This window comes from Pseudooceanicola algae, from assembly GCF_003590145.2.
Classification (GTDB): domain Bacteria; phylum Pseudomonadota; class Alphaproteobacteria; order Rhodobacterales; family Rhodobacteraceae; genus Pseudooceanicola; species Pseudooceanicola algae.
In genome coordinates, this window is the sequence record NZ_CP060436.1 from 1885297 (window position 1) to 1909654 (window position 24358).

Genomic DNA, 24358 nt, shown 5'->3' on the forward strand with positions numbered 1-24358 from the left:
TGCGGGACCGCCCGGGCCGGGCGGCCCGTTGGTCAGCCAAAGCTGATATCACCGATGACCCGCACGCGCACCCGCCGGGCGCCGCCGGGCAGGTAGGCGATGGGGATGTCCTCGACCTCGAGGACCTGCAGGCTGGCCTCATCTGCCCCGGCATCGATGGCGGCCCTGCGCGCAGCGGCCTCGGCCTCTGCCAGGGCCTGTTCGCGGGTCATGTCGGAAAAGACCTGGTCGACCTCGCCCGACACCTGCGCCATGGCCGCGCCCAGGGCATTGGCGACCCCCGCATTCTCGACCCGGATCACGGCGCTGGCACCCGGAACCTCGTCCGGGATCAGGAAGGCCCCGCCCCCCACCGCGATCAGCGGAACGTCTTCGGCCGAGGTCTTCATCTGGTCGAAGTTCTCGGCCACCATGGCACGGATCCGCGCCAGCGCGGTCTGCACGAAATCGGGGTCCAGATCGGCCACAAGCGCCGGGTCGCCCATCTCGATCAACCCCGCCGCCACGGCGATGTCCGAGGTGGTCAGCGTCGCGCCGCCAAAGACGCGGGCGTCCTGCAGGATGCGGTAGCCGACCGATTTCGGCCCGATGGCGCCGGTTTCGGGATCGACGATCGTGCCGCCGCCAAGCGCGACCGGCAGCAGGTCGGGCATGCGGAACAGGGTGCGCACCCCGCCGATATGGACGATGTTGTTCGCCTCGCGCGGGAAGCCCCCGACAAGGCAGCCGATATCCGAGGTGGTCCCGCCGACATCCACCACCATCGCGTCGCTCAACCCCGTCAGGAAGGCCGCGCCACGCATGGAATTCGTCGGCCCGGAGGCAAAGCTGAACACCGGATTGGCCGCGGCCACATCCGCCAGCGCCACGGTGCCGTCGTTCTGGGTCAGGAAGAAGGGCGCCTGCAGCCCGATGTCGTCCAGCGCGGTCTTGAAGGCCTGCACCGTGGTCTTGCCAAGCGACTGCAGGGCGGCATTCAGCAGCGCGACGTTTTCGCGCTCCAGCAGGCCGATCCGGCCCAGGCTGTTGGACAGGGTGATGCGCGCCTCGGGGATGACCGAGCGGACGATCTCGGCAGCGCGGTCCTCGCATTCGGTGGTCAGGGGCGAAAAGGTCGCCGAAATCGCCACCGAGGTCACCCCGGCATCGCGGATCTTCAGCGCCGCATCGCGCACCTCGTCCTCGCGCATCGGGACCAGCGGGCTGCCGTCGTATTCATGTCCGCCATGCACCATGAAGATCATCGGATCGACGGCGCGGTAGAGGTCCTCGGGCCAGTCGCACATCGGCGGCAGGGAGGCCCCGGTGGGCAATGCGACGCGGATGGCCGCCACCCGTTCCAGCCGGGACCTTTCGACCACGGCATTGGTGAAATGCGTCGTGCCGATCATCACCGCGTCCAGCGGGCGGGGCGTGTCGTTGATATGCGCCGCCACATGGGCCAGCGCGGCCTTGACGCCGGACATCACATCCTGCGTCGTGGGAACCTTGATCGAGGCGATGATGCTGTCACCGTCGATCAGCACGGCGTCCGTATTGGTGCCGCCGACATCAATGCCGATACGTTTCATTGGAATACCGATTCAAAGTCAATGTCATAGCCGAAGGCACGGGGACCGACAGCCGCCACGCCCGCGGGCGTCGTCAGGATCTTGGGCGCCGGCAGGGCCACCACGCTGACGCGCTGGCCATAGCGCACGGCCTCGGTGCCGATGGCGCCGCCCGACAGGCTGTCCAGCAGGCACAGCAGATCCGGGGTCATCGCCACCGGCACGCCGTCGCGGATGGCCACGGCCCATTCGTTCTGGAACGCCAGTTCAAGCGTCGCGCCGCGATCCGCGTCAATCCCCTCGATCACGGTCTTGCCGCGCAGGAAGCCGCCCGTGGTCGTGCGGTCCACATCGACCACCTTGCCGCGAAACACCTGCTTGCCCTGCGCATGGTCAAGCACGGCCGCCACCGGGTCATCGTGGCGCGCGCGCGCGTCCAGCACCACGCGGCCAAGCGCGGTCGCCTGGGTGATCGTGTGGTGGATGCCCCAGTCCTTCACCTCGCGCCCCGTGCGGGGGGCCTTGCAGGTCGCGGCAGTCGAGCCGACGGCGGTACAGGCCGCACGAGAGATCTTCTCCATCCATTTCCAGCTTTCGGCGCGGGCGACGATCACCTCGTTGTCGCGCACGTCCACCATCGACAGCGGGAACATCGACAGCCCGCCGATCGCGAAGGAGGTCATCTGCGCCTCGGGATAGGCGCGGCCCATGCAATCGGCATTCACCACCGGACGCCCCAGCAGCGCGGCCGCCAGGAAGGGCGACAGCGCATTGGCCCCGCCGATTTCCAGCGCCATGATGGCGCGGAAAGGGCGGCCCAGGTAATCCTCCATCAGCTCGACCGCGCGGGCCATGTGGCGCGGATCCTTCAGGCGCTCCTGCCCGACCAGCGGTGCGCCCATGCCCGAGACCACGGCGACCATGTCGTCATCGGCCAGGTCCTCGGGCTGGATCACCTGCACCCGCGCGCCATCGGCATAAAGGCGGCGCAGGTTCAGCGTCGAAAGATAGGGGTTGCCGCCGCCACCCGTACCCAGAATCCACGCGCCGGTGGCGAGGGATTCGATATTCTCTTCGGGAAATTCCTGGAGCATGTGTCTGCCTTGGCCTTGTGTCTGCCGGCCCCGCAAAAGGCGGGACCGGCGTTGTCCATCGGGTCTGCTCGGGCCGATCAGTCGACCGGGCATTCCCAGGTCATGGTCCAGAAGTTCAGACCCCAGCTTTGCATCGGGCGGAACTCATAGCCCTGCAGGCAGGCGTTGGCAGCGTAGCGGCGCATCGGGGCCACGGCCCAGACGGCCGGCTGCAGGTCGTAGATCTCCTGCTGCAGTTCCTTGTAGGTGGCGTTGATCTCTGCCGGGTCGGTCTGGTCACGCGACGTGTCGATCAGGGCGTCGATCTCGGGGTTCTGCAGCCATTCCATGGACCACCAGGTGCCTGCGGCCTTGGAATGGTACTGGTTGAAGAACATCGAATCCGGCGAAGGGTAGCTGGGGCTGACGTTGACCTGGGTCGAAGCCGGAGTCGTTTCCGGGCTGGAGGCCAGTTCGACGATGCGGTTCCAGGGCTCGGGCCGGATATCGAGGGTGATTCCGATCTGGGCAAGGTTGGCCTGCATCAGCAGCGCGATTTCCTGTTCGAAGGCCAGCGAGGCGACGTAGCTGTTGACCAGCGTGATGTCTTCCCCGGCGTATTTCGACAGGGCCAGTTCTTCACGCGCCTTGTCGAGGTCATATTCCCCGGCCGGGAGATCACCCTTGAAGGCTTCCTCGAAACGATCCGACAGGGGGCCGTGCATCGGCACACCGGGATAGATGATCTCCTGGATGGTCTCGTAATCCGTCGCATAGGCGATGGCCCGGCGCACGTGAACGTCATCGGTCGGGTAAGTCTGGGTGTTCAGTTTGATCTGGAAGCCCCCGGCGGTGCGGGACTCGAGCAGCTTGTAACCCGACATGCTGCCGATGGCCTCGAAGGTGTCGTTGCCGAGCCCGTGCGAGGACAGGCCAAGCTGGCCCTGTTCGGCCAGCGCGCGCACCGTCGCGTCGTCAGACGTCTGCACGAAGCGGACCTCGTCGATGGGCGTGCCCTTGTCCCAGCCCAGGAAGTAATCCGGGTTGCGTTCGATCACCATGTCGGCCGAGCGGTTGTAGCTGGTCAGCGCATAGGGGCCCGAACCTGCCGAGTTGTCGCCGACGAAGGCTTCGCCATAGGGATCTTCGTCGGTCGCGTTGGCCTCGATCAGCGACTGGTTCAGGACCAGCAGCACCGGGGACGAAGCCAGGAAGGGCGAGAACGGACGGTTCAGCGTGATTTCGACGGTGGTGTCATCGGGGGCGGTGACGTTTTCGGGGTCGATCAGGTCGATCAGCAGGTTCGACGGACCCTTGTTGATCTTCAGCAGGCGCTGGATGGACCAGACCGCGTCAGAGGCGCCGAGCGCGCTGCCGTCCTGGAAGGTCACGTCGTCGCGCAGGTGGAAGGTATAGGTCAGACCGTCTTCGGAGATGTCCCAGGAGTTCGCCAGGTGCGGCACGATCTCGCCCGCGGGGGTGACCGTGGTCAGACCGTCGTACATGTTCACGGCCGCCATGTAGCCGGTGTAATCCGAGATCTTCGCCGGATCGAGCGAGCTGAAGATCTGCATCGTGTTGACCACGGTCGAGATACGCTCCTGCGCAGTCGCCAGCGGCGCGGCACCAAGGCCAAGCGCCACCGAAAGGGCAAGGGCGGACAGCCCTGATTTGCTGAATTTTGCAGTCATTTTTTTACTCCTGTTGGGTCGTTTATCGGTTCAGGCCGTCTGCGTATGTGCGGCAAGCGGCGCGAAGGGGATCTCGGGATAGCCGAAGGCAGCGGGGCCGACGACTTCCAGCGCCTTGCGGGTGCGCAGCAGGTCGTGACAGGGCACCGCAAGCACGGCAACCCGCTGGCCGTAGCGCAGCATTTCGGTGGTGATCGGGTAGCCGGTGTCGACGTCCAGCACGATGATCAGGTCGGGCACCGTGACCTCGACCTCACCTTCGCGGCGGAAGATCAGGAACTCGTTCTGGATCGCGATGCTAGCCGTTTCGCCCTGGAAGGCATCAAAGCCGCCCAGTTCCAGGTCGCCCACCGCAAAGCCGCCCTTGAGGTGCCGCTTGAGGTCGGTGATCTTGCCGGTGAAGACATGCCGCCCGCCTTCCAGCGCGCAGACCGTCGCCACCGGGTCGTCGCCGGTGCGCCGCGCATCCAGAACCGCCCGGCCCAGCCGGATCGCCTTGGTGTAGCTGCGCGGGATCGCGTTGGCATGGACGAAGCTGGCCTGCATCGGGGCCGTGGCCAGCATTGCCGCGCCGCCCTGTGACACGACACAGGCGCGCGCCATGCGCTCGTGAAAGACCTCGGTCACGGCGTTCTGGAAGACCACGCTGTTGCCATGCAAATCGCACATCACCGACGGGGTCGAGCTGTGCCCGTAGATCGAAAAGGTCGTCATCTGCATTTCCGGAAACGCGCGGCCCATGCCGTCGCAATCCAGCACCGGCAATCCGCCAAGCGCCGCCGTCACCAGCGGGTTCATCGCGTTCGCGCCGCCGATCTCCTCGCAGACGATCGCGTCGATCTTGCGGCCGGTCAGCTGCTCCATGCCCTGCAGGCAGCGCAGGCCCTCGCGGCCCTCGCGGATGCGTTCGGTGCCCACCACCGGCGCGCCGATGCCGCCGATGGACATGCAAAGCGCGTCCCCGGCGATCTTGTCGGTGGCCAGGATGGACATCTTGTGTCCGGCCTTCATCGCCTCGCGCGTCAGCAGCTTGCCCTGATAGGGATTGCCGCCGCCGCCCGTCCCGAGGATCCCCGCGCCGACTTCCAGCGCGTCCAGATCCTCGAATGTCAGCTCCCACAGGTCGGCGGGATCATAGGTCAGTTCCGGGGTCTCAGACATTTTCGGCTTCCATTTCTGCAAGGGCACCCATCTCTCCCACGACCTTGACGTGGATGCGGGTGGCGTTTCCGGGCAGGTACGCGAGCGGCATGTCCTCGCGTTCGATGACCTCGAGGGTCTCGGCCAGCGCCCCGGCGGCGATGGCCTGGGTGCGGGCCTCGGCCTCGGCTTCGGCCAGGGCGCTGTCGCGGGTCACGCCGTCGGTCAGGCTGAAGATGCGGTCCGTCTCGCCCGAGATCTGCGCGATGGCGGCCCCCACGGCATTGGCCACGGCGAAGTTTTCCGGGCGGGTCACCTGCAGGTCCCCGATCCGGTCGGGCATCAGGACGGACCCGCCGCCGACCGCGATGACCGGCACAGGATCTGCGGAAATCCGGGCGCGTTCGACGCAGGTCTCGAACATCTCGGTCACCCGCGCGGCGGCCGCCGCGACCAGTGCGGGGTCAAGATCGGCCAGCAGGCCCGCATCGCCGATCTCGGCCTTGCCGGAGGCGACGGCGATATCGGTGGCCGTCAGGATCTGCCCCCCGAAGACCCGCGCATCCTGGCGCACGCGGTAGCCCACGGATTGCGGCCCGATCGCGACGTTTTCGGCAGAGCCCGTGACCCGCGACCCGCCGCCCAGCCCGATGGAAAAGACGTCGGGCATGCGGAAGTTCGTGCGCACCCCGCCGATATCGACCGAGGTCGAGGCCTGGCGCGGGAACCCGTGCGACAGCGCGCCGACGTCCGACGTGGTGCCGCCCACGTCGACCACGATCGCCTCTTTCAGCCCGGTCAGGAAAGCCGCCCCGCGCATCGAATTCGTTGGGCCCGAGGCAAAGGTCAGCACCGGGAAGGCGCGCACCGTGTCGGCGGCCATCAGCGTGCCGTCGTTCTGGGTGATGAAGAAGGGCGCATCGACCCCGGCCTGCTCCAGCGCCTGGCCGAAGGCCCGCACCGTCTTGTCCGCCAGCCGCAGAAGCGAGGCGTTCATGATCGCTGCACTTTCCCGCGCCAGCAGCCCGTGGCGTCCGATGTCGCGCGACAGCACCACGCTCAGATCCGGGCATTCCTCTTGCAGGATCTCTCGCGCGCGCAGCTCCATCGCGTCGTTCACGCCCGAGAAGATGCAGGTGACGGAGGCGGCGCGGATGTCCTTTTCGCGGATCTCGCCGGCGATCCGGCGGATCTCGTCCTCGTCCAGCGGCGACAGCACGCGGCCGTCGAATTCATAGCCGCCCCGCACCTGGTAGCCGTGATCGCCGACGATGGCGCGGATATCCTCGGGCCAGTCGACCATCGGCGGCAGGCCCGCCCCGGCCGGCAGGCCCAGCCGGATCGCGGCCACCGGGTCAAGGTGGCGCCGTTCGATCACGGCATTGGTGAAATGGGTCGTGCCGATCATCACCGCGCCGATCCGGGCCCGGTCGATACCGGCGGCCCCGATCACCTGTTCCAGCGCCTCGAGCACGCCCGAAGTCACGTCCTCGGTCGTCGGAGCCTTGATCCCGGCCAGGACGGTTTTGCCCTGCAGCACGACGGCATCGGTATTCGTGCCGCCTACGTCAATTCCTACGCGATACACCTGGGGCTCCTTCATCAATCGGTTGTTTGCACCAGGAAAGCGGCGCGCTCTTCCTGGCTGACTGCGGGCTTCAGGCGGTCCTCGTCGTCGGTAACGACCGGGATCGCCGAGATCAGCGCGCGGGTATAGGGATGTTGCGGATCGGCAAAGACGTCCGGCGTGGCGCCTTCCTCGACAATCTCGCCGCGCAGCATGATCGCCAGCCGCGAGCAGAAATTGCGCATCAGCGACAGGTCGTGCGAGATCATGAAATAGGTCAGGCCAAGGTCGCGGCGCAGCTGCAGCAGAAGGTCGATCACCGTCTTCTGCACCGAGACGTCCAGCGCCGCCGTCGGCTCGTCCAGGATCAGCACCTTCGGATCCGCGGCCAACGCGCGGGCAATGGCGACACGCTGCTTCTGACCGCCCGAAAGCTCGTGCGGATACTTCGCAAGGTAGGATTCTGGCAGGCGTACCAGACCCATCAGCTCTGCCATCCGCGCCGCGCGGGCGTCACCTGTCAGCCCGGCGTGTTTCAGCGGCAGCGACAGGGTCTGCTTGACCGTCCGCTTGGGGTTCAGCGAGGTGCCCGGGTTCTGGTAGACGATCTGTGCCAGCGGCCGCCCGGCAATGGGGGTCCCGTCCTGCGTGACGGTGCCGGCGGTGGGTTGCGACAGCCCCATCATCATCCGCGCCACGGTGGTCTTGCCGGACCCGGATTCACCCGCCAGGCCAAAGATCTCGCCCTCGCGCAGGGTGATCGAGACATCGCGCACCGCGGCAAAGCGCTTGCCCCGGCGGCCGAACGACTTGTCCAGCCCGCTGGCGGTGACGATGGGCGCCGCGGCGCTGACCTGCTGCGTCTGAACGCGCGGGCCGTAAAGCGGCGGCACCGCCTCCAGCAGGCCCTTGGTATAGGCGTGCTCGGGCGCCTTCAGGATCGTGTCCACGGGCCCGGTTTCGACGATATCGCCATGGCGCATCACCACCACCCGGTCCGACACCTTGCGCACCACCCCGAGGTTATGGGTGATCATCAGCAGCGCCATGCCCTCTTCCGCGACAAGGGTGTTGATCAGGTTCAGGATCTCGTCCTGGGTGGTCACGTCCAGCGCGGTGCCCGGTTCGTCCGCGATCAGCAGCTTGGGCTGGTGCAGCAGCGCGAGGCCGATCAGCACGCGCTGGCGCATGCCGCCCGACAGTTCGGACGGATAGGCGTTCATCACCCGCTCGGGGTCGGCCAGCTGGACCCGCCGCAACACGGCGGCGATCCGGTCGTGGCGCCGCGACCGGCTGTCGTTCACACCGTTGCGGCGGTCCGCGAAACGCAGCACGTCGTCAAGGTGCGTGCCGATCTTGAACACCGGATTGAAGGACGACAGGGGGTCCTGCATGATCAGCGAAAAGGCCGTGCCCTTCAGCGCGTCGCGCGCTCCGCGCGACATTTGCAGCACATCGCGGCCCTCGACCTCGACCCGCCCGGCGCTGACCGTGGCATTGCGCGGCAGCGTGCCCAGAATGGCCTTGGCGGTGACGGACTTGCCCGACCCGGTTTCCCCGATCAGCGAGACCCGTTCGCCGGCACCGACCGTGAAGGAGATGTCGCGCAGCACCTGGTTGGTGCGCCCGTAAGCGGTGAACAGAACATCCAGCCCTGCGACTTTCAGAAGCGGAGTATTCATCTCAGCCCTCCATATCGAAGACGTCGCGCAGACCGTCGCCCAGCAGGTTGAACCCAAGCGTCACGTAGAAGATCACGCCCCCGGGGCAGAGCACCTCCCACCAGAAATCCGGCATGAACTGGCGCCCGTCGGCCACCATCGAACCAAGGTCCGGCGTCGGCGGCTTGACCCCGAAACCAAGGAAGCTGAGCGTCGCGCCGAACAGGATCACGAAGGCAGCGTCCAGCGTCGTCTTGACGGAAATCACCGAAACGCAATTGGGCAGGATCTCGCGGAACAGGATGTGCATCGGTCCGGCGCCCGCGATGCGGGCCGCTTCGATGTAGTCTTCCGAGGCGATGGATTTCGACACCGCGTAGATCAGCCGGGCGTGCCAGGTCCACCACAGCAGGGTGATGGCGATCATCGCGTTGGCCAGCGTCGGCTCCAGCAGGTTGGAGACGGCCAGCGCCATGACCAGCGGCGGCATGGCCAGCATCACGTTGGTCAGCCCGGTGATCAGCCGCTCGGTCCAGCCGCCGAAATAGCCCGCGATCAGGCCCAGCACCGTCCCCACGGGCACCGAGATGCCCAGCACCCCGAGGACCAGCAAAAGAGAGACCCGCAGCCCGAAGACCGCCCGGGAAAAGATGTCGCGGCCGACCTTGTCGGTGCCGAACCAATGGGTCGCATCGGGCGGCAGGTGGCGGGCGCGAAAGTTGACCACGGCGCCGACATCCTGCGGGTGCGGGGTGACAAAGGGGGCAAGGATCGCGAAAAGGATCGCGGACAGGACGATCAGGCTGCCGATCACCGCCGCCGGGTTGCGGCTGAAGCGGTACCAGGTCATGTAGCCGGCGCTCAGCTCCTTGTTGGCTCCGTCCAGAGCCATGTTAATCTCGGACATCAGCTGGCCTCCTTTCGGCGCATGCGGGGATCAAGGATCGAGATCAGGATGTCGACCACCAGGTTGGCGGCGATGAAGAACAGGCCGGAAACCAGCACCACGGCCGTGACCGCGTTCAGGTCCTTCTGCAGGATCGCGTTCAGCCCGTAAGAGGCGAACCCACCCCAGGAAAAGACCATCTCGATCACGAAGGCATTGCCGATCAGCGAGGCGAACTCGAGCCCCATGATCGTCAGCGGCGCGATCGACGACAGCTTCAGCAGGTAGCGGAAGATGATCACCCGTTCGGGCACGCCGAAGCTTTGCAGGGTCAGGACGTGGTCCTTGCGGCGGTTCTCCAGCATGGCAGAGCGTGTGATGCGGGTGATCTGCCCGATCCCGGCCATCGCCAAAGCAATGGCAGGCAGCGCCAGGTGCTGAAGCGCACTGACAAAGACGTCGAACCGCCCGGCCAGCAGCGAATCCACCAGCATCAGCCCCGTCGGCCCGCCCGAAAACTGCAAGGCGTGGTCCATCCGCCCGATGATCGGCCAGTCGCCGAAGTGACGCGCGGCCACCAGTTGCAGCGAGATGGCAAAGAGGAAGCTGGGGATCGTCACGCCGATCAGCGACACCAGCCGCCCGACGTGATCGACCCAGCCATCACGGAAATGCGCCGTCATGACCCCCAGCGGGATGGCCACGGCGAACATGATGATCACCGCCACCAGCACCAGCTCGACCGTGGCGGGGACCGTCTGGCCCAGGTCCGCCGTCACCGGGCGCTGCGACATCAGGGACATGCCGAGGTCGCCGCGGATGGCACCGCTCATGTAGGACAGGTACTGCACCCCCAGGGACTGATCGAGGCCCATCTGGGTGCGCAGGGCGCCCACCTGTTCCGGCGTCGCAGTCGGCCCCAGGGCCATACGCGCCGGATCGCCCGGAACCACGCGTGCCAGCACGAAGATCATGATCGACAGCACGATCATGACCAGCAGGAACGTGCCAAGCCGCGTCAGGATTGCAAGAAACGGATTTTGCTGCATTGGCTGGAAACCCTTCGAGGTTGGTCGCTTTGCAACAGATTAATCCGCATCCCCGGGGGCTCGACAATTTGGGTATGGGATAGGTTTTTTGAAAAATGGTATAGGTTTTTTCATGACTTCTCCCCCCGCGCTTCTTCGCCCCCTTGGGCGCCCCCTTCTGGTTGACCGGATCCTGCGCGCCGCGCCCGGCAGCACGGTCTTCCTGCGCGCGCCCGCCGGGGCCGGCAAGTCGGTGCTGATGCATCAGGCCGCAGAGCGGGCCGGAGTCACGGTCTGCGACCTGCACCACCCGCGCCTCAGCGACGTACAGGACGGCTGGCTGTTCTGGGACGTGCCGGGATCGGCCCGCACGGCGCGCCTGTCCGCGCAGGTCGCCGAGACGGTCGAGCATCTGGTGATCGCCCACCGCCCGGCGCAGAAGATCACCGGGCTGGCGCGGCGCATCCTGCACGGCGGCTCGGGGACGGTCGATGCCGATGCCCTTGGCCTGAGCGCCGCAGAGATCGGCACGCGCCTGCCCGCCGCTGTTACCCGCCGTCTGTGCCGGGAGTATGCGGGCTGGCCGGCCTTCCTGCCGCTTGCGGCCATGCGCGCCCCCACCGCTGGCCCCACCCCCGACACGGACACGGACCTGGCCACCAGTTACGTCAGCGAAACCTTCCTGGCCCAGCTTTCGCCCGGCCCGACGACCCGGCTGTCGCTCTGGCTGGAGGCCCCGGAGCCCGACCCGCGTCAGGACCCCGCCCAGGACTGGTGCGATGCCCTGCCCCCCTTTGTCCTTGCGGCGCCGGATCCGCAGTCCGACCTGTTCGCGGCCCTGCGCCGTGCGGTGGCGGCGCGGCTTGAGGGGTTCACCAACTCCGGCGCGGTGACCGAGGTCGCCCGTGCGCTGGAGGCCGCGCAGCGCCCCTTGGCGGCCATGGAACTGCTGCTGGATCACGGGCATGAATCCCATGCCGCGCAGGTGCTGGAGCGGTCCCGCGGGCTGGAGTTGATCTACGACACCAACCTCGAAGGGTTCAGCCATGCCGTGCTGCGCTTTTCACAGGAGATCATCGCCACCAACGAGACGGTCCTGTTTGCCATCACCCGCACGCTGATGAAGCAGGGAGAATTCCAGCGGGTCCGGCATCTGGTGGTCAAGCACCTCGGCTCGGACTACCTCGACCCGCTCAAGGTGCTGTCACGTGGCGCGCGCTTCAGCTTTGCGGCGCGGCGGTTTCGGCTGAACATGATGATCAGCGAAGACATGATGCCGTCGGATGCCATGATGCAGCGCCTTGGCGAATTCATGGCCGATTACCCTGTGGGCGACGAACAGAAGTGGGCCGCCTTCTACAACGCCCTGCTGGAATTCGAGGTCCGGCGCCGCAACTTTCGCGCCGCAGAAGCCGCCGCCGCCCGGGCGCTGATCTACTTTCGCAAGATGGGCGGGCACCCGCTGCTGGAATTCTTCATCCACCTGCATCTTGCCGTGCTGCACCTGACCAATGGCGACGCCCGTCTGGCCCGTCCGGCGGCCCGGGATGCGCGCTCGGGGCTGGAGCGCGTCACCCATCCGGTCGCGCAGGAATACCGGATGCTGCGCCTCATCGAGGCCGCCCTGGCCTATGAAGAAGGCCAGCCGCAACGCCTGGTCACCTTCCTGCAGGATGAATTCAACGACTTCGCAAGGGCCGAGATCTGGCCAAGCCTGTTTCACTTTGCCATCCGGTATGCCTCTCAGGTGGTGATGGACCAATACCCGGCCAGCATACGGCCCGGGTTCCTCGACGGTCTCTGGCTGCATGTGGCCGAACGGATGAACCTGCTGCCCACGATCCAGATCCGTACCGCCACCGCCTATCAGAACGAAGGCCGGATCAGCGAGGCCGAGGTCACCCTTCAGGCCCTTGGCACCGCCCGCAACACCCCGGCCGAGGAGATGACGCCGGACGGGCTGTATCGCCTGGCGGACCGCGACGACATCGGTCTGGCCATGGCCCGCCTGCGCTGCAGCGTGCAGCATCCCGCCCCCGGGCCGCTGGTGGACCGGCAGATCGACGCGCTGGAAAGCAACCCGAAGATCACCCTGCGCGAGGCGATTGCCCTCAAGATCTGGCGGGCTCATCTGGCCCGAAAGCGCCGCGATACGGCAGCGGCGCGCACCCACCTGCAGGCCGCCTTCACCTCGGCTTCACGGCTGGGCTGCTTTGGGGTGCTGTCGGAACAGCGGATCTTTCTTGCGCCGCTGCTGCGCGAAGCCCGGATTCGCAATCACCTGGAGACACGGCCGGACATCCGGGCCACGCTGACGATCTATACCGGCTCCATTTCCTCGCCCAATGCCAAGGCGCGCGCCGGCGGGCTGACCGAACGCGAGGCGCAGTTGCTGCACCTGATCGCCGGCGGACACCCCAACAAGCGGATCGCGCAAATGCTGCACATCGCGGAACCGACCGTGAAGTTTCACCTGTCGCGCCTCTATGCCAAGCTTGGCGCAAGCAAACGCGCCGAGGCGATAAAGACGGCGCATGCGTTGGGGTGGCTTTGATGACGGGGTGGCCTTGGCAATGTCATCGTCACGGCCGGCCGACCGCACCAATCAGACGCCACCTTCGCAGCCGTTGGGGAAGCACAAAGGGCAACTGCGGCAAGGGTCACCGGGCGACCCCCACGTTCCCGCGGGCCACAGGGCACATCCTGGAGCCAACTGCGCGAGGGCCCTCAGATTACTTGCCGGTGCTGGGCAGGATGAAACCTTGCGCCGGATAGACGCTGCCGTACTGGTTCGGAGTGCTTTCGAGACGCACCTTGGACCAGTCGTTCTTTTCGGACACATCGATCACATCCATGGCGACCGAAATCTTGTTGCGCTCCCAATTGGCATGATCGACCCGGATTTCGCGGCTCGACTTGATGCTGGAGACGACAGCGACATGGCCCAGAGGCATCTTGTTGGTCGCCTTGAAGGCCATCACTGCGCCGACTTTCGGCGTCTGGGATTGCGGGAACCGACCACGGGCCTGCGACCACCAGGTACGGGCATCACCGTAGATATCGATACCGCTGATATTTCGCGCGAAGGGCACGCACCAGACCCGGCGACCAGCAGCCTGGAGGTCATGCACCTGGGCAAAGGCGAATGCCGCACGGTCCGGATCAAGGCCGTCAGGGGAATCCATGGTCGTTTGCGAACAGGCCGCAGCGGTCAGAAGGAGTGCGCAGACGAATGGCAGTTTCAGCCAGGTCGCACGGGCGTGTTTCACGCTCATTCGATCTCTCTAGTCCAGGTTGCAAACAGGCCCCTGTCCCGAGCGGCCCAAGCAGACCATCGGAGACTTCATGGTAAATTCAAAGTGCGTTGTTGGTGAACGGCAGATTTCCGCCGCCCGCTTTCGCGGCGCTTCCCGGATGCCAGGCAGATGCACAGAGGTTTGCTGAGGAAAGCCTGATTTCCCTCGTCGGCGACGGCCCGCGGCACGAGGCATCTTGAGAGGTTCAAATCCCCAAACGTGGGGTACGGCGCGGGGTATCAAGCAAGGGCGCGTCTGGGCGCTTCTTACGACTGGGTACCCAACAAGCTACGCAATTGGGAGGGAAAGAGCTGCATCATCCAGGTCTCTGTTCCCGCCTTGCCGTTGGCTTCGACATACATGCGCAGATCAATCGGCGTGTCGTCATCTTCGGCAACGTCGGAAAAATCCAGATCGAACATGGCCCGCCAATAGGTTTCGTCCACAACGTCATAGGCTGCGAGGTTTGCGATTGTTCCGCGCGACGCTGTCACGACGGGTTTGATCGTGGGATCACGCTTCAGATCCTCGAAACCAAGATTGTCGAAGTCGCAGACGATCTTGACAACCCCTTCCGGGCGCGGCTGACCAGGGACGCCGCCCGCGCCGATACGGGTAGAGGTAAACCGCGCGGCATTGGGTGTCACCGGCGCATCTTCGAACCACGTCAGCCGATAGTTGAAGGTATAGGCGTTGCCCTGCGTGGCCGCCTCTGCCGGGGTCCACATTGCAACAATGTTGTCATGGATTTCATCATTCGTGGACAGTTCTATCAGGGAAACAGAACCATCGCCCCAATCACCGATCGGTTCAATCCAGGCGGAGGCGCGCTTTTCGTAAAATACGCCATCGTCCTGGTAGTTTTCAAAATCGCGTTCGCGCTGCATCAAGCCGAAACCCTTGAGGCTCGGTGCATGAAAACTGTTCGCCATGGGGCGCGGCGGATTATTGAGTGGACGCCAGATCCGTTCGCCATTGGCCGTGTGGATTTCGAGCCCATCACTATCGTGGACTTCAGGACGCCAGTCAGGCGCCGAATGGGCGTCTGGTTTCCCGAACCAGTACATCGAGGTGAGCGGTGCAACCCCTAGACGTTCGACATTGTCGCGCAGGAAGATATGGGCTTCGACATCCTGTGACGCCCCCTTTTCGGTCTGCACCGAGGCGATCTTGTATGCACCGGTGGCCCGCGGACTTTCCAGAAGCGCATAGGCGGTCAGCGCGCCGCCCTCGCCTTGCTCTAGCCAGAACCGGGTGAAGCGCGGAAACTCCTCCGGCCCGTCCGCAATCGCGGTATCAAGCGCCAGACCACGCGCCGACAGGCCGAACTGCCCCGAATATCCGGAAGTTCGCCAATATGACGCGCCCAGGAAGGCCATCCAATCGTCCCCGCCGGGCTTGTCCTGCACGCGAAACCCGGCAAACCCTTCGGTTTGGTCCAGCGCCCGGGCCGGGTTTGCCTCAGGGATCTGGAAATAATCGACCGAGAAAGGCACTTCACGCGCCATGCCATCGTTCAATGCATAAATATGCACGGGCTCCGGGAAATACATTCCGGGAAAGAAAAACTGGACGGGGGAAGATCCTTCTTCATTCCAAAGCGCGTGATCCTGCAGAAATGAAATCTGATTGTGCCGGTCATAATCGATTTGATCGAGCACCTCCCGGTCAGCGACGCGCATCGGCGTATAGGGTTCGCCGGCAAGCCCCTTTGCGGTATTTCGAAGCTGATCAAAGGAGAACGGCTTAGGCTGACCGAGATCAATGCCACCGGATTGTTCCGCCTGCTGCGCACGGGCCACTTCAGGTAGCAGAAAGAAAGCGCCCGCCCCAAGAGCGGAGGCAAGCGTTTCACGTCGGTTCAGGTGCGTCTTCGTCATCCAGACATCTCCAGCGTTTCTCTTTCCAGAGGAAGATGACCGTAACGGATAGGAATGCCAATTTCCCATCTCGCAGTCGGCAAAAGCATGCTGATCGCTACGAAATACCGCTGACGGCGGCGCCTGTTCCGCACATTTCAGTCGTCCAAACGGCTTTGTTGCACACATCTTGGGAGGTCCATTTCCGACCGAATTTCCCGGTCGCCTGAAGCACAGGCTTCGGATTTGCCCCGCTTGCCCTCGGGGAGGTCCTTGGGGGGCTACATCTGTCATCCCGGAACGCTCACGACCATCTCGATCTCAAGCTGCAGGTCCGGGGATGCCAGCGCACTGACGCCGATGCCGGTCAGGCTGGGCTGCGCACCGGCCAGGAATGCGCCAAGTTGCGCCATGACCACCCCCTGCGTTTCCGCGCGCAGATCGGTCATGTAGATACGCATCTGCACAATCTGCGCCGGTCCGGCCTGCAGCGCATCCAGCGCATGTGACAGATTTTCGATGACGACCCGGGTTTGCTCTGCCAGGTCAGCAGAGACCGCGCCGCCGTCGCGCTGCCAGGCAACCTGCCCGGACACAAAGGCCAACCGCCCCGGGCAAACCACCGAAATCTGGGAATAGCCCACAAGACCGGCATCGGGCAGTGTGATCGGGTTCTGACGGGTAACGGGAACGTCCATTCTTGTTTTCCTTTTCTGAACACGGGCGATTGGAGATGAATGTCGCCTCAGGCCCCCTATCTAAGGACGTGTTCGACGAATGGAGTTCACCACCATGACGACCCACAGGCACCAATGAACCGCCCTGCCCTGTCCGGAACGCAGGTTGATGAAATGCTGACCTTCCTCGCCGTGGTCGAGGCCGGAAGCTTTGTTGCGGCGGGCCGTAGCCTCGGCCTGTCGCGCTCGGCCGCCGGCAAGGCCATCGCGCGGCTCGAGTCGCATTGCGGCGCCCGCCTGTTGAACCGCACCACCCGAACCCTGAGCCTGACGGAAGACGGGCGCCGGGTTCTCGCCCACGCCCTGACCTTGCGCGGGGCACTCGAGGCTGTCGGCAGCGACATCACGACGGGTGGCGGTGATCCGCGCGGAGAGCTGCGCATCAGCGCGCCCGATGCCCTGGGGCGACGGTTGATATTGCCGATTGTGGGCCGATTCCTGAAACAATGGCCGCAGGTGCAGGTCGAGATGAGCCTGTCGGACCGGATCACGGATATGGTGTCGGATGGGGCGGACCTTGCCATCCGGATCAGGGTCAGCACCCCGAACCCGGGGCTGATCTGCCGGACGCTGCGAAAGGAACCATTGGTGCTATGCGCCAGTCCTGAATATCTGGACCGGACCGAGGCCCCGACCCGTGTCGAACACCTCAGCCGCCACGACCTGCTGATCCACACCAGTCAGACCAGGCGACTGACCTGGAAGGTGCAGGAAAGCGACGGCACCTGGGTGCGTGTCACGGGGCGATCCCGTCTGCGGCTGGATTCCGGCGAAGCCCTGCGGGAGGCCGCCCTGTCCGGACTGGGTGTGGCCCTGTTGCCGACCAGTGTCGTTCATGGTGACCTTGACGCAGGCCAGTTACGGCGCGTCCTGCCTGACCACGACGCGGGATCGGTCGAGATCGTGGCGCTTTATCCGCACAAGCGATTGCTGGATGGAAAGGTCCGTCATTTCGTCGACATGCTCGCAGCCGACCTAGCGGACTGAGGACCTTGGCAGGGGCAGGGGCAGGGGCAGATCGCCATGCATGGACAAGGCTGCCCGGCAAGCTTCCCACCGCCGATAGCCGCCCCCCCTGAAAGTGAACGCGTCATGGAAAAGCTGGATGCCGGCACAACAGGCCTCTGCCGGAAGGGCCCGGTCTTCTTGCGGCGACAGGATCGGCAGGCACCCCTTCGCAGACCATCAGGGCCGCGTAACCGGCGGTATCCTGAGGAAAGGCATGCTTGCTTGTGCCTGCCTTTGTCACAGGTGCATCTGCGGGCCGACAAGAGAGCGGTGAGGTTTCCGACCCGCCAAGGCCAGGTCACCACAGGCATGCACGCCCCTCGCATAAGAAACTGGAACGGACCTTCGTACACGCTAAAGTTGCAGGGCGGCCACCATGCCCGCGCAGCTTCCCGCGATGACGAAGACATCTAAAATCATTCAGGGCTCTTTCCGGTTGGACCGCGCAGCGTGGCGCGCGACGACATCCGTGGCGAGGTCTGTCTGACAGCGTGATTTCTCCGAAACGCGCCAGCAACAGGGCCCCGGCCTCGCCAAAGCTTTGGTCCAGCGCCGCGTTGACCGCCTGCTCGACCAGACAGGCCGGCGCGCCGTTGCGATTTCCGTCGGCGAACAGCGCGGGTTCTCCCAGGGCATTGCACAACTGGCGTTTCGAAACCTTGGACAGATCCGCCGACGGCCGTTTTTGCCCCCCGTCCTTCCCGTTGTCGGGGGGCGTCTTTTCAGGCGGCCTTGTTCCCGCTCCAGATGTGTCTGTCGGTGAGGCCTGCGATGCGTTCGATGAGGGTTGAGAGGGCCTGTCCTTCGGCGGCGATGCTCAGGGCCTGCATGCTGGAGGTGAACAGGGCCCAGTGGGCTTGGGGATCCGTGCGGATATCATGCGCGCGCCAGCGCATCACGCGCCAGAAGGCGGCCGTTCCGGCGGCGCGGATGACCTGGTCGGGGACGTCCTCGACGATCGCCATGTGAACGCCGGTAGTCAACCTGACGTAGTCGTCCGCCGTCTTGTCTCCGGCGCCGTTCAGAACGGCCACGACGCCGCTCAGCTCGATCCGGGTTCTGGCTTGCAGGGGGATGCCGTCGCAGTGCCGCGCCGCGATCAGCATGAAGTCCCGGTAGAGCGCCAGGCAGCTTTGACGCGAATCCTCGGCAAGGCGCACAACCTCCGCCCCGATGCTGGGCTTCACTTCCACCAGCCCTTCGCGGACCAGCTGCTGGACGACCTGACGGACCGGAGTCCGCGACAATCCGAACTCCTGCGCCAGCTTGCTTTCGAACAGCGCAAAGCTCTCCGTGGGCGGCGTCAGGCAGATCCGCATGCGCAGCGCATCCAGGATGGATTGATGTGTGGCGGTCTCTAAGGGCATATGCCGATCTCCCATGTTTCGCGTATAGCGGTATACAGGCGACCTGATTTCCGGACAAGCCCACTGCCCCCCGACTATCCGTCCAAAGGGCCGACCTACCCCTTCGGATAGGCTTTGGAGCAAAGGAGTAACCATGTTTGTAGGGGTTTGACAGCCGGTCCGACTTGGCGCTAAACCGCCAACACCAGTATACAGGTTGTTAACCAACCAAAGCTGGACGCAATTGCCTGAGGGACCCGGACAGCGCAGCGACATCCGCCGCGCCTCCCCCGATCAGGCTTAAGGTAACTTGGTTTGATGGTCGGACCTGTCCCGGCCCAAAGGATACGAACATGAACAACATCCTCGTACTCGGCGGCGACGGTTTCTGCGGTTGGCCGACGGCTCTGCACCTCTCGGCCCAGGGCCATCGCGTCACCATCGCCGACAACCTGTCGCGCCGGGACATCGACGTCGCGCTTGGCGCCGACAGCCTGACCCCGATCGCCTCGGCAGAAGAGCGCGTCGCAGCCTGGAAAGAGGTCTCCGGCAAGGACATCGCCTTCCACAAGGTCGACGTATCCGACTTCGACGCCCTGCACGCCCTGCTGGCCGAGCTGCGTCCCGACACCATCATCCAGTTCGCCGAACAACGCGCCGCGCCCTATTCCATGAAGGACGCCGCCGGCAAGATCTACACCGTCAACAACAACATCAACGCCACCCACAACCTGCTGGTCGCCACCACCGAGCTGGGCCTGGACGCGCATATCGTCCACCTCGGCACCATGGGCGTCTACGGCTATGACGGCGACGGCCTGGAGATCCCGGAAGGCTATCTCGACGTCTATGTGCCCGGCGACAACCGCGAGATCTTCAAGCGCTCGATCCTCTACCCGACCAACCCGGGCAGCGTCTACCACATGACCAAGTCGATGGATCAGCTGCTGTTCCAGTTCTACGCCAAGAACGACAAGCTGCGCATCACCGACCTGCACCAGGGCATCGTCTGGGGCACCCAGACCGAAGAGACCCGGATGGACGAGCGTCTGGTGAACCGCTTCGACTATGACGGCGACTACGGCACCGTGCTGAACCGCTTCCTGATGCAGGCCGCTGTCGGTCACCCGCTGACGGTGCATGGCACCGGCGGCCAGACCCGCGCCTTCATCAACATCCAGGACACCGTGCAATGCGTCGCCCTGGCCGTGGCCAACCCGCCCGAAGCCGGCTCGCGCGTCGAGATCCGCAACCAGATGACCGAGACCCACCGCGTCCGTGATCTGGCCCACATGGTGGCCCGCGTCACCGGTGCCACCGTCGCCATGGTCGACAACCCGCGCAACGAAGCCGCAGAGAACGACCTGCGCGTCTCGAACCGCTCCTTCATCGACCTCGGCCTCGACCCGATCACCCTGGAGCAGGGCCTGCTGGGCGAAACGCTGGAGATCTCGCGGAAATACGCGGATCGCTGCCGTATGGACATGATCCCCTGCCTGTCGACCTGGACCCAGAACCAGCGTCCCGGTGTCGTCACCGCCGAAGAGGCCATCCACAACGCCGCCTGAGCGTCCTCGGGTCGCCATGGGATCGCCACAGGATCGGGCCCGCATCCGGGCCTGACCGCAAGATCCCGCGCGCGCACCGCCTGAAATGCAGATGCCAGATCCCGGCTCCGGGGTCTGGCCACATGCCTGCCCTGCCGGTCTCCTCCCGGCCCTCTGGTCCCTCTCCATCTGGCCTCTCCTTCTGGCCTCTCCTTCTGGCCTCTCCATTCTGCTCCCCCGGCGCCCACCTGCCGTGCGGAGACTCTGCACATCCTCCGGGTCTGCTCCGGTAAAAGGTTCTTCTTGCCATGCGTATGATCGGTCTCGCCCTTGTCGTCTTCATCTTCGCCGGAGCCGCCGTGGCCCTGTCCATGATCGGTGTCCGCGATCTGGGCGCGCGGGCGGAAGCCCTGCTGCGCCCGACCGGCCTGGTCTTCGAGGAAACCGTCGCCCAGGACGCCCCCGAGGGCGAAGAGGCGACCATCCTGCGCGCCTGGCCGCGTCAGGCCATGGTGATGTCGGGCCTGCCCGCCTACCAGGGCGCGCGCTTTGCCCTGCCCCGGGACGCCCGCCCCCTGGGCGGGATCCTGCATGTCGATGCCACCGCCCAGGTCAGCGACGGCGCCGACGCCATGCTGCGGATCTCGATCGACAACATGCGCCGCGCCGAAGTGCTGCTGGCCCCCGGTGACACGCGCCGCAGCTTCCAGATCCCGCTGACGGCGATGGAACTGTCCGGCGGCCTGCTGCCGGTCTCCTTCAGCCTGCAGGGCCGGGGCGCCGAAGGCCCCTGCTCTGCCCCCGGCATCGGCGCCGTGGTCGAGATCGAGCCCACCACCCGCATCGAACTGATCGTCGACGAACCGCTGGACAGCGTGACCGACCGGGCCATTTCCTGGGGCTCCGTCGCCCGCGTCGGCTGGCCGCGCTGGCTGGTCGCCTCCGAACAGCCCAAGCGGCTGGCGCTGGCGGCCGACCTGCTGCGCGACGGTCAGCCCGTCCAGTTCTGGGACGGCCCCGACGCCGAAGCCCTGAGCACGGACGAGCTGCGCGCCCTGGCCACCACCCTGGCGGCCAATGGGTCCGCCCTGCCCGGCGTGGCCACCGACACCAGAACCCGCCTCGGCGTCCCCGTCGGCTTCCCCATGGCCCTGACCGATCAGGCGGCCAATGACGGGCTGCGCCGCTTTACCCGCAGCACCACCTGGCGCGCCCGGATCGAAGCCGAGGACATGCCCGCTAGCGAAGTCCCCGGCCGCCTGGACCTTGGTCTCTACCTCGGCCCGCTGCCTGCCCAAGCCCATTGGACCGTGACCGTGCAGATGAACGGCCGCCTCGTGCAGGCCGACCGGGTGACCGGTGGCGAACACGATTACCAGCGCCGCATCACCCTGCCGACCATCGCCCCGCGCGAAGCGGCCAGCCTGGAGATCACCGCAAGCTCGGATTACGAGATCGAAGGCATCTGCAACGACGGCCCCGAACTGCTGGCCGAGATGCGCCCCACGACCCTGCTGCAGGGCGCAGGCGCCGCACAGGATGACCTCGAGGTCCTTCGCATGACCCTGGCGCAGACCGAAAGCCAGCTGGACGTCGCGCTCGGCTCGGCCCTGACCGCGCCCGAAGCGATGCGCGCGGCCCGGATGCTGACCGCCCTTGCCCCGCAGGGTCTGGCCCTGGTGGCGGGGGCCGATGACAACCAGCCTCAGGCCCACCCTCAGGCCCTGGCCCATGCCGGCCTGCCGCCCGCCGAGATGCTGACGGCCGCGCTTGACCGGGACGACGAAAGCCATTGGCTGCTCTGGAGCGAACCGGTCAGCGGTGTCACCTATGCCCGCGCCCTGCGCGACGCCGGGGACCTGACCGACCTGCCCGCCCGTCCCGTCACCCTGTTCGTCACCCTGCCGGTGCGCAGCCTGGCTGCGGGTGATCTGCGGAGCACGCAATAATGGCCGACACCGCCAGCCCAAAGGACACCGCCACCCCGGAGACCGCCGCCCCTGAGGCCATTGCCGCCCCCGAAGGCGCCGGGTCCGAAGGCACGACCGGATCGGAAAGCGCCGACGCCGCGGACAACCGCGACCAGATCGCCTTTCATTCGGTCGACAGCGCCCCCAAGCGCTTTGCCGTCTTCGTGCCGCAATGGAAGGGCCTCGCGGTCCTCGGCCTGTTCTGCCTGGTCTCGACCCTGCTGCTCTGGCTCAAGTCCGCCTACCTGACCAACAGCATCTTCCCCCATCACGACCTCGTGGTCACCCAGTTCGCGGGTAACCATTCGATCGCCGTGCGGATCTTCGTGATCTCCTTCTACATCGCCTTCTCGGCCTTCGCGGCCGCCTCCCTGCTGGGCCGGGTGCTCTTTGCGCTGGACCTGCTGCTGACCTATGCGGTGCTCTGCGCGGCCTTCGACATGACCGGCGCCCTGGCGGCCTGGAGCCTCGATCTGACCTATTCGCTGCACTTCGTGGAAATCGTCAGCGGCATCACCGGCTTTGCCGTCTATTCCTTCAAGCTGATGGAACGCGGCCATATGCCCTCGCGCATTCCCGTCGAACACCGCCCCAAGCAGATGCGCCGCGCCTTCCTGAGGCTCGGCTTTGCGCTGATCCTGGCGGGCGGCCTGTCGATCTGGGTCGGCGGCATGGACCTGGAAATCGTGAAATGGATGCGCGAAGTCACGCTTCTGGGCGGCATCGGTCCCGGCGTCTTCCTGTTCCTGCCGGTCTGTTTCTTCACCCTCTACGGGTTTGCCCTGTGGGACGACTGGCGCCAGCGGCACCGGGTCTTTGCCCCCGACATCAGCGTCATCGTGCCCGCCCACAACGAAGAATACATCATCGAGCGCACCATCCAGGGCCTCGACCGGGCCGCCGCGAACTATGCCGGTCAGGTCCATATCCTGATCATGGAGAACAACTCCACCGACGACACCGCCGCCATCGCCGCCCGGGCCCTGGCCGCCTGCGAAAGCGCGACAGGCCGGGTCATCCCGGTGCCCACACCGGGCAAATCCAATGCGCTGAACGCCGGGCTGGACGCGGCCGAGACCGAATTCCTGGTCCGCGTCGATGCCGATACCGTGCTGGGCCAAGACAACCTGACCCGCGCCATGCAGCACTTTGCCGACCCCGCGGTCGGCACCGTCGGCGGCGTGCCGATCCCCCCGGGCGGCGCCCTGTTCGACCGCCCCCGCCTGCTGGAAGTGCTGGTCAAGCACGGCTTCTACTCCGTCGCCTTCAGCGCCGTCGAAAGCGTCGTCGGCATCCCCGGCATGTTCGTCGTCTACCGCACCGAACACCCGCGCTACCTCGGCGGCTTCGTCGAGGGCATGAACGGCGAGGACACCGACATCTCGCTGCGGATCGGAGAGCTCGGCTTTCATTCCGTGGTCGATCCCAAGATCCGCTATGTCTCGGAAGTGCCGGCAACCTATGGCCATATGCGCGAACAGCGGATGCGCTGGTTCCGCTCGGTCTACCACGTCAGCTCGCGTTGCCGCGACCTGATCTATTCCGACTGGCCCACCCTGCGCGGCAAGGTGCTGCTGCCCTTCATGCTGGTCAATTCCGGCCGCCGGGCCATGCTGGTGCCGCTGATCCTGTTCGGCGTCATCGAATACGCCGGCGGCTTCAACCCCGGAAGCCCGCTTGCCTGGCAGGCCGTCGTCGCCGTCATGATCGGCGCCCCCGCCATGATGGCCGTCGTCGCCGCCCTCTTCAACGGCATGCCAAAGGCAATCCTCAACCTGCCACACTACCTCCTCTTCCGCATCCTGCGCGCCTACTTCACCCTCGAATCCATGCTCTCAATCTCGATCCGCACAAACCGGGAAGACATCGCACGCGCATACCTGCGAAACATCATCCCGGATAAACCCGTCAGGGTCGCATGACAAAACAACTCAAAAACTGAAAATACAAAAACGTCAAAAAAACCGAAAAAGGCTCGGCATCGTCGTCGGCGCAGGGG

At 65.5% G+C, this 24358-nt stretch carries 17 protein-coding genes; 5 read left to right on the top strand and 12 right to left on the bottom strand.

Features of this window, described 5'->3' with window-relative positions; all coding sequences use genetic code 11:
- Window positions 1-32: 32 nt before the first annotated feature.
- From PSAL_RS08845 to PSAL_RS08880, 8 genes are all read right to left on the bottom strand, one after another.
- Window positions 33-1571 (bottom strand): hydantoinase/oxoprolinase N-terminal domain-containing protein, encoded by a 1539-nt coding sequence (locus PSAL_RS08845; RefSeq protein WP_119839056.1) that lies wholly within the window; start codon window positions 1569-1571, stop codon window positions 33-35.
- A complete protein-coding gene (locus PSAL_RS08850; RefSeq protein WP_119839057.1) occupies window positions 1568-2644 on the bottom strand; it encodes a DUF917 domain-containing protein in 1077 nt (358 codons plus the stop codon). Before PSAL_RS08850 ends, PSAL_RS08845 begins: the two co-directional genes overlap by 4 nt.
- Window positions 2645-2721: 77 nt before the next feature.
- Complete coding sequence (locus PSAL_RS08855; protein ID WP_119839058.1) at window positions 2722-4314, bottom strand: ABC transporter substrate-binding protein; 1593 nt, start codon at window positions 4312-4314, stop codon at window positions 2722-2724.
- A 30-nt stretch (window positions 4315-4344) separates the two neighbouring features.
- Window positions 4345-5475, bottom strand: coding sequence for a DUF917 domain-containing protein (locus tag PSAL_RS08860; protein ID WP_119839059.1), 1131 nt, complete (start codon window positions 5473-5475; stop codon window positions 4345-4347).
- Complete coding sequence (locus PSAL_RS08865) at window positions 5468-7042, bottom strand: hydantoinase/oxoprolinase N-terminal domain-containing protein (protein WP_119839093.1); 1575 nt, start codon at window positions 7040-7042, stop codon at window positions 5468-5470. Before PSAL_RS08865 ends, PSAL_RS08860 begins: the two co-directional genes overlap by 8 nt.
- 14 nt (window positions 7043-7056) lie before the next feature.
- Entirely contained in the window at window positions 7057-8703 is a 1647-nt protein-coding gene (locus PSAL_RS08870; protein ID WP_119839060.1) for an ATP-binding cassette domain-containing protein, read from the bottom strand.
- 1 nt (window position 8704) lies between these two features.
- Window positions 8705-9589 carry an ABC transporter permease gene (locus PSAL_RS08875; RefSeq protein ID WP_119839061.1) on the bottom strand — a complete coding sequence of 295 codons (885 nt, stop codon included), beginning with the start codon at window positions 9587-9589 and terminating at the stop codon, window positions 8705-8707.
- Entirely contained in the window at window positions 9589-10617 is a 1029-nt protein-coding gene (locus PSAL_RS08880; protein ID WP_119839062.1) for an ABC transporter permease, read from the bottom strand. Before PSAL_RS08880 ends, PSAL_RS08875 begins: the two co-directional genes overlap by 1 nt.
- 112 nt (window positions 10618-10729) lie before the next feature.
- Here PSAL_RS08880 and PSAL_RS08885 point away from each other — a divergent pair, with 112 nt between their 5' ends.
- Complete coding sequence (locus tag PSAL_RS08885; RefSeq protein WP_119839063.1) at window positions 10730-13150, top strand: helix-turn-helix transcriptional regulator; 2421 nt, start codon at window positions 10730-10732, stop codon at window positions 13148-13150.
- 178 nt (window positions 13151-13328) lie between these two features.
- Here PSAL_RS08885 and PSAL_RS08890 read toward each other — a convergent pair whose 3' ends face one another.
- The 3 genes from PSAL_RS08890 to PSAL_RS08900 form a co-directional block, all read right to left on the bottom strand.
- On the bottom strand, window positions 13329-13871 hold the full coding sequence (locus PSAL_RS08890; protein ID WP_119839064.1) for a CHAP domain-containing protein: 543 nt from the start codon (window positions 13869-13871) through the stop codon (window positions 13329-13331).
- A gap of 287 nt (window positions 13872-14158) precedes the next feature.
- Complete coding sequence (locus PSAL_RS08895) at window positions 14159-15772, bottom strand: glucan biosynthesis protein (protein ID WP_119839065.1); 1614 nt, start codon at window positions 15770-15772, stop codon at window positions 14159-14161.
- 269 nt (window positions 15773-16041) lie between these two features.
- Window positions 16042-16449, bottom strand: coding sequence for a RidA family protein (locus tag PSAL_RS08900; RefSeq protein ID WP_119839066.1), 408 nt, complete (start codon window positions 16447-16449; stop codon window positions 16042-16044).
- Between the two features lie 114 nt (window positions 16450-16563).
- Between PSAL_RS08900 and PSAL_RS08905 the strand changes: the two genes are divergently transcribed.
- Entirely contained in the window at window positions 16564-17475 is a 912-nt protein-coding gene (locus tag PSAL_RS08905) for a LysR family transcriptional regulator (protein WP_196941835.1), read from the top strand.
- 743 nt (window positions 17476-18218) lie between these two features.
- On the opposite strand, the gene PSAL_RS08910 is transcribed toward PSAL_RS08905, so the two are convergent.
- Window positions 18219-18863 carry a GntR family transcriptional regulator gene (locus PSAL_RS08910; protein ID WP_196222777.1) on the bottom strand — a complete coding sequence of 215 codons (645 nt, stop codon included), beginning with the start codon at window positions 18861-18863 and terminating at the stop codon, window positions 18219-18221.
- Between the two features lie 332 nt (window positions 18864-19195).
- Between PSAL_RS08910 and PSAL_RS08915 the strand changes: the two genes are divergently transcribed.
- The 3 genes from PSAL_RS08915 to PSAL_RS08925 all read left to right on the top strand — a co-directional run bounded on the left by PSAL_RS08915 (window position 19196) and on the right by PSAL_RS08925 (window position 24281).
- Complete coding sequence (locus PSAL_RS08915; RefSeq protein WP_196941836.1) at window positions 19196-20410, top strand: NAD-dependent epimerase/dehydratase family protein; 1215 nt, start codon at window positions 19196-19198, stop codon at window positions 20408-20410.
- 287 nt (window positions 20411-20697) lie between these two features.
- Complete coding sequence (locus PSAL_RS08920; protein WP_119839204.1) at window positions 20698-22338, top strand: hypothetical protein; 1641 nt, start codon at window positions 20698-20700, stop codon at window positions 22336-22338.
- Window positions 22338-24281: a glycosyltransferase gene (locus PSAL_RS08925; protein ID WP_119839205.1), complete on the top strand. Its 1944-nt coding sequence runs from the start codon at window positions 22338-22340 to the stop codon at window positions 24279-24281. The genes PSAL_RS08920 and PSAL_RS08925 overlap by 1 nt, the downstream gene beginning before the upstream one ends.
- The last annotated feature ends 77 nt before the right edge of the window (window positions 24282-24358 follow it).

What these genes read in the sequence shown, in the direction of transcription:
- PSAL_RS08845 (WP_119839056.1), bottom strand. Translation starts at nt 1,571, where the DNA reads ATGAAACGTATCGGCATTGATGTCGGCGGCACCAATACGGACGCCGTG.
- PSAL_RS08850 (WP_119839057.1), bottom strand. Translation starts at nt 2,644, where the DNA reads ATGCTCCAGGAATTTCCCGAAGAGAATATCGAATCCCTCGCCACCGGC.
- PSAL_RS08855 (WP_119839058.1), bottom strand. Translation starts at nt 4,314, where the DNA reads ATGACTGCAAAATTCAGCAAATCAGGGCTGTCCGCCCTTGCCCTTTCG.
- PSAL_RS08860 (WP_119839059.1), bottom strand. Translation starts at nt 5,475, where the DNA reads ATGTCTGAGACCCCGGAACTGACCTATGATCCCGCCGACCTGTGGGAG.
- PSAL_RS08870 (WP_119839060.1), bottom strand. Translation starts at nt 8,703, where the DNA reads ATGAATACTCCGCTTCTGAAAGTCGCAGGGCTGGATGTTCTGTTCACC.
- PSAL_RS08875 (WP_119839061.1), bottom strand. Translation starts at nt 9,589, where the DNA reads ATGTCCGAGATTAACATGGCTCTGGACGGAGCCAACAAGGAGCTGAGC.
- PSAL_RS08880 (WP_119839062.1), bottom strand. Translation starts at nt 10,617, where the DNA reads ATGCAGCAAAATCCGTTTCTTGCAATCCTGACGCGGCTTGGCACGTTC.
- PSAL_RS08885 (WP_119839063.1), top strand. Translation starts at nt 10,730, where the DNA reads ATGACTTCTCCCCCCGCGCTTCTTCGCCCCCTTGGGCGCCCCCTTCTG.
- PSAL_RS08890 (WP_119839064.1), bottom strand. Translation starts at nt 13,871, where the DNA reads ATGAGCGTGAAACACGCCCGTGCGACCTGGCTGAAACTGCCATTCGTC.
- PSAL_RS08895 (WP_119839065.1), bottom strand. Translation starts at nt 15,772, where the DNA reads ATGACGAAGACGCACCTGAACCGACGTGAAACGCTTGCCTCCGCTCTT.
- PSAL_RS08900 (WP_119839066.1), bottom strand. Translation starts at nt 16,449, where the DNA reads ATGGACGTTCCCGTTACCCGTCAGAACCCGATCACACTGCCCGATGCC.
- PSAL_RS08905 (WP_196941835.1), top strand. Translation starts at nt 16,564, where the DNA reads ATGAACCGCCCTGCCCTGTCCGGAACGCAGGTTGATGAAATGCTGACC.
- PSAL_RS08910 (WP_196222777.1), bottom strand. Translation starts at nt 18,863, where the DNA reads ATGCCCTTAGAGACCGCCACACATCAATCCATCCTGGATGCGCTGCGC.
- PSAL_RS08915 (WP_196941836.1), top strand. Translation starts at nt 19,196, where the DNA reads ATGAACAACATCCTCGTACTCGGCGGCGACGGTTTCTGCGGTTGGCCG.
- PSAL_RS08920 (WP_119839204.1), top strand. Translation starts at nt 20,698, where the DNA reads ATGCGTATGATCGGTCTCGCCCTTGTCGTCTTCATCTTCGCCGGAGCC.
- PSAL_RS08925 (WP_119839205.1), top strand. Translation starts at nt 22,338, where the DNA reads ATGGCCGACACCGCCAGCCCAAAGGACACCGCCACCCCGGAGACCGCC.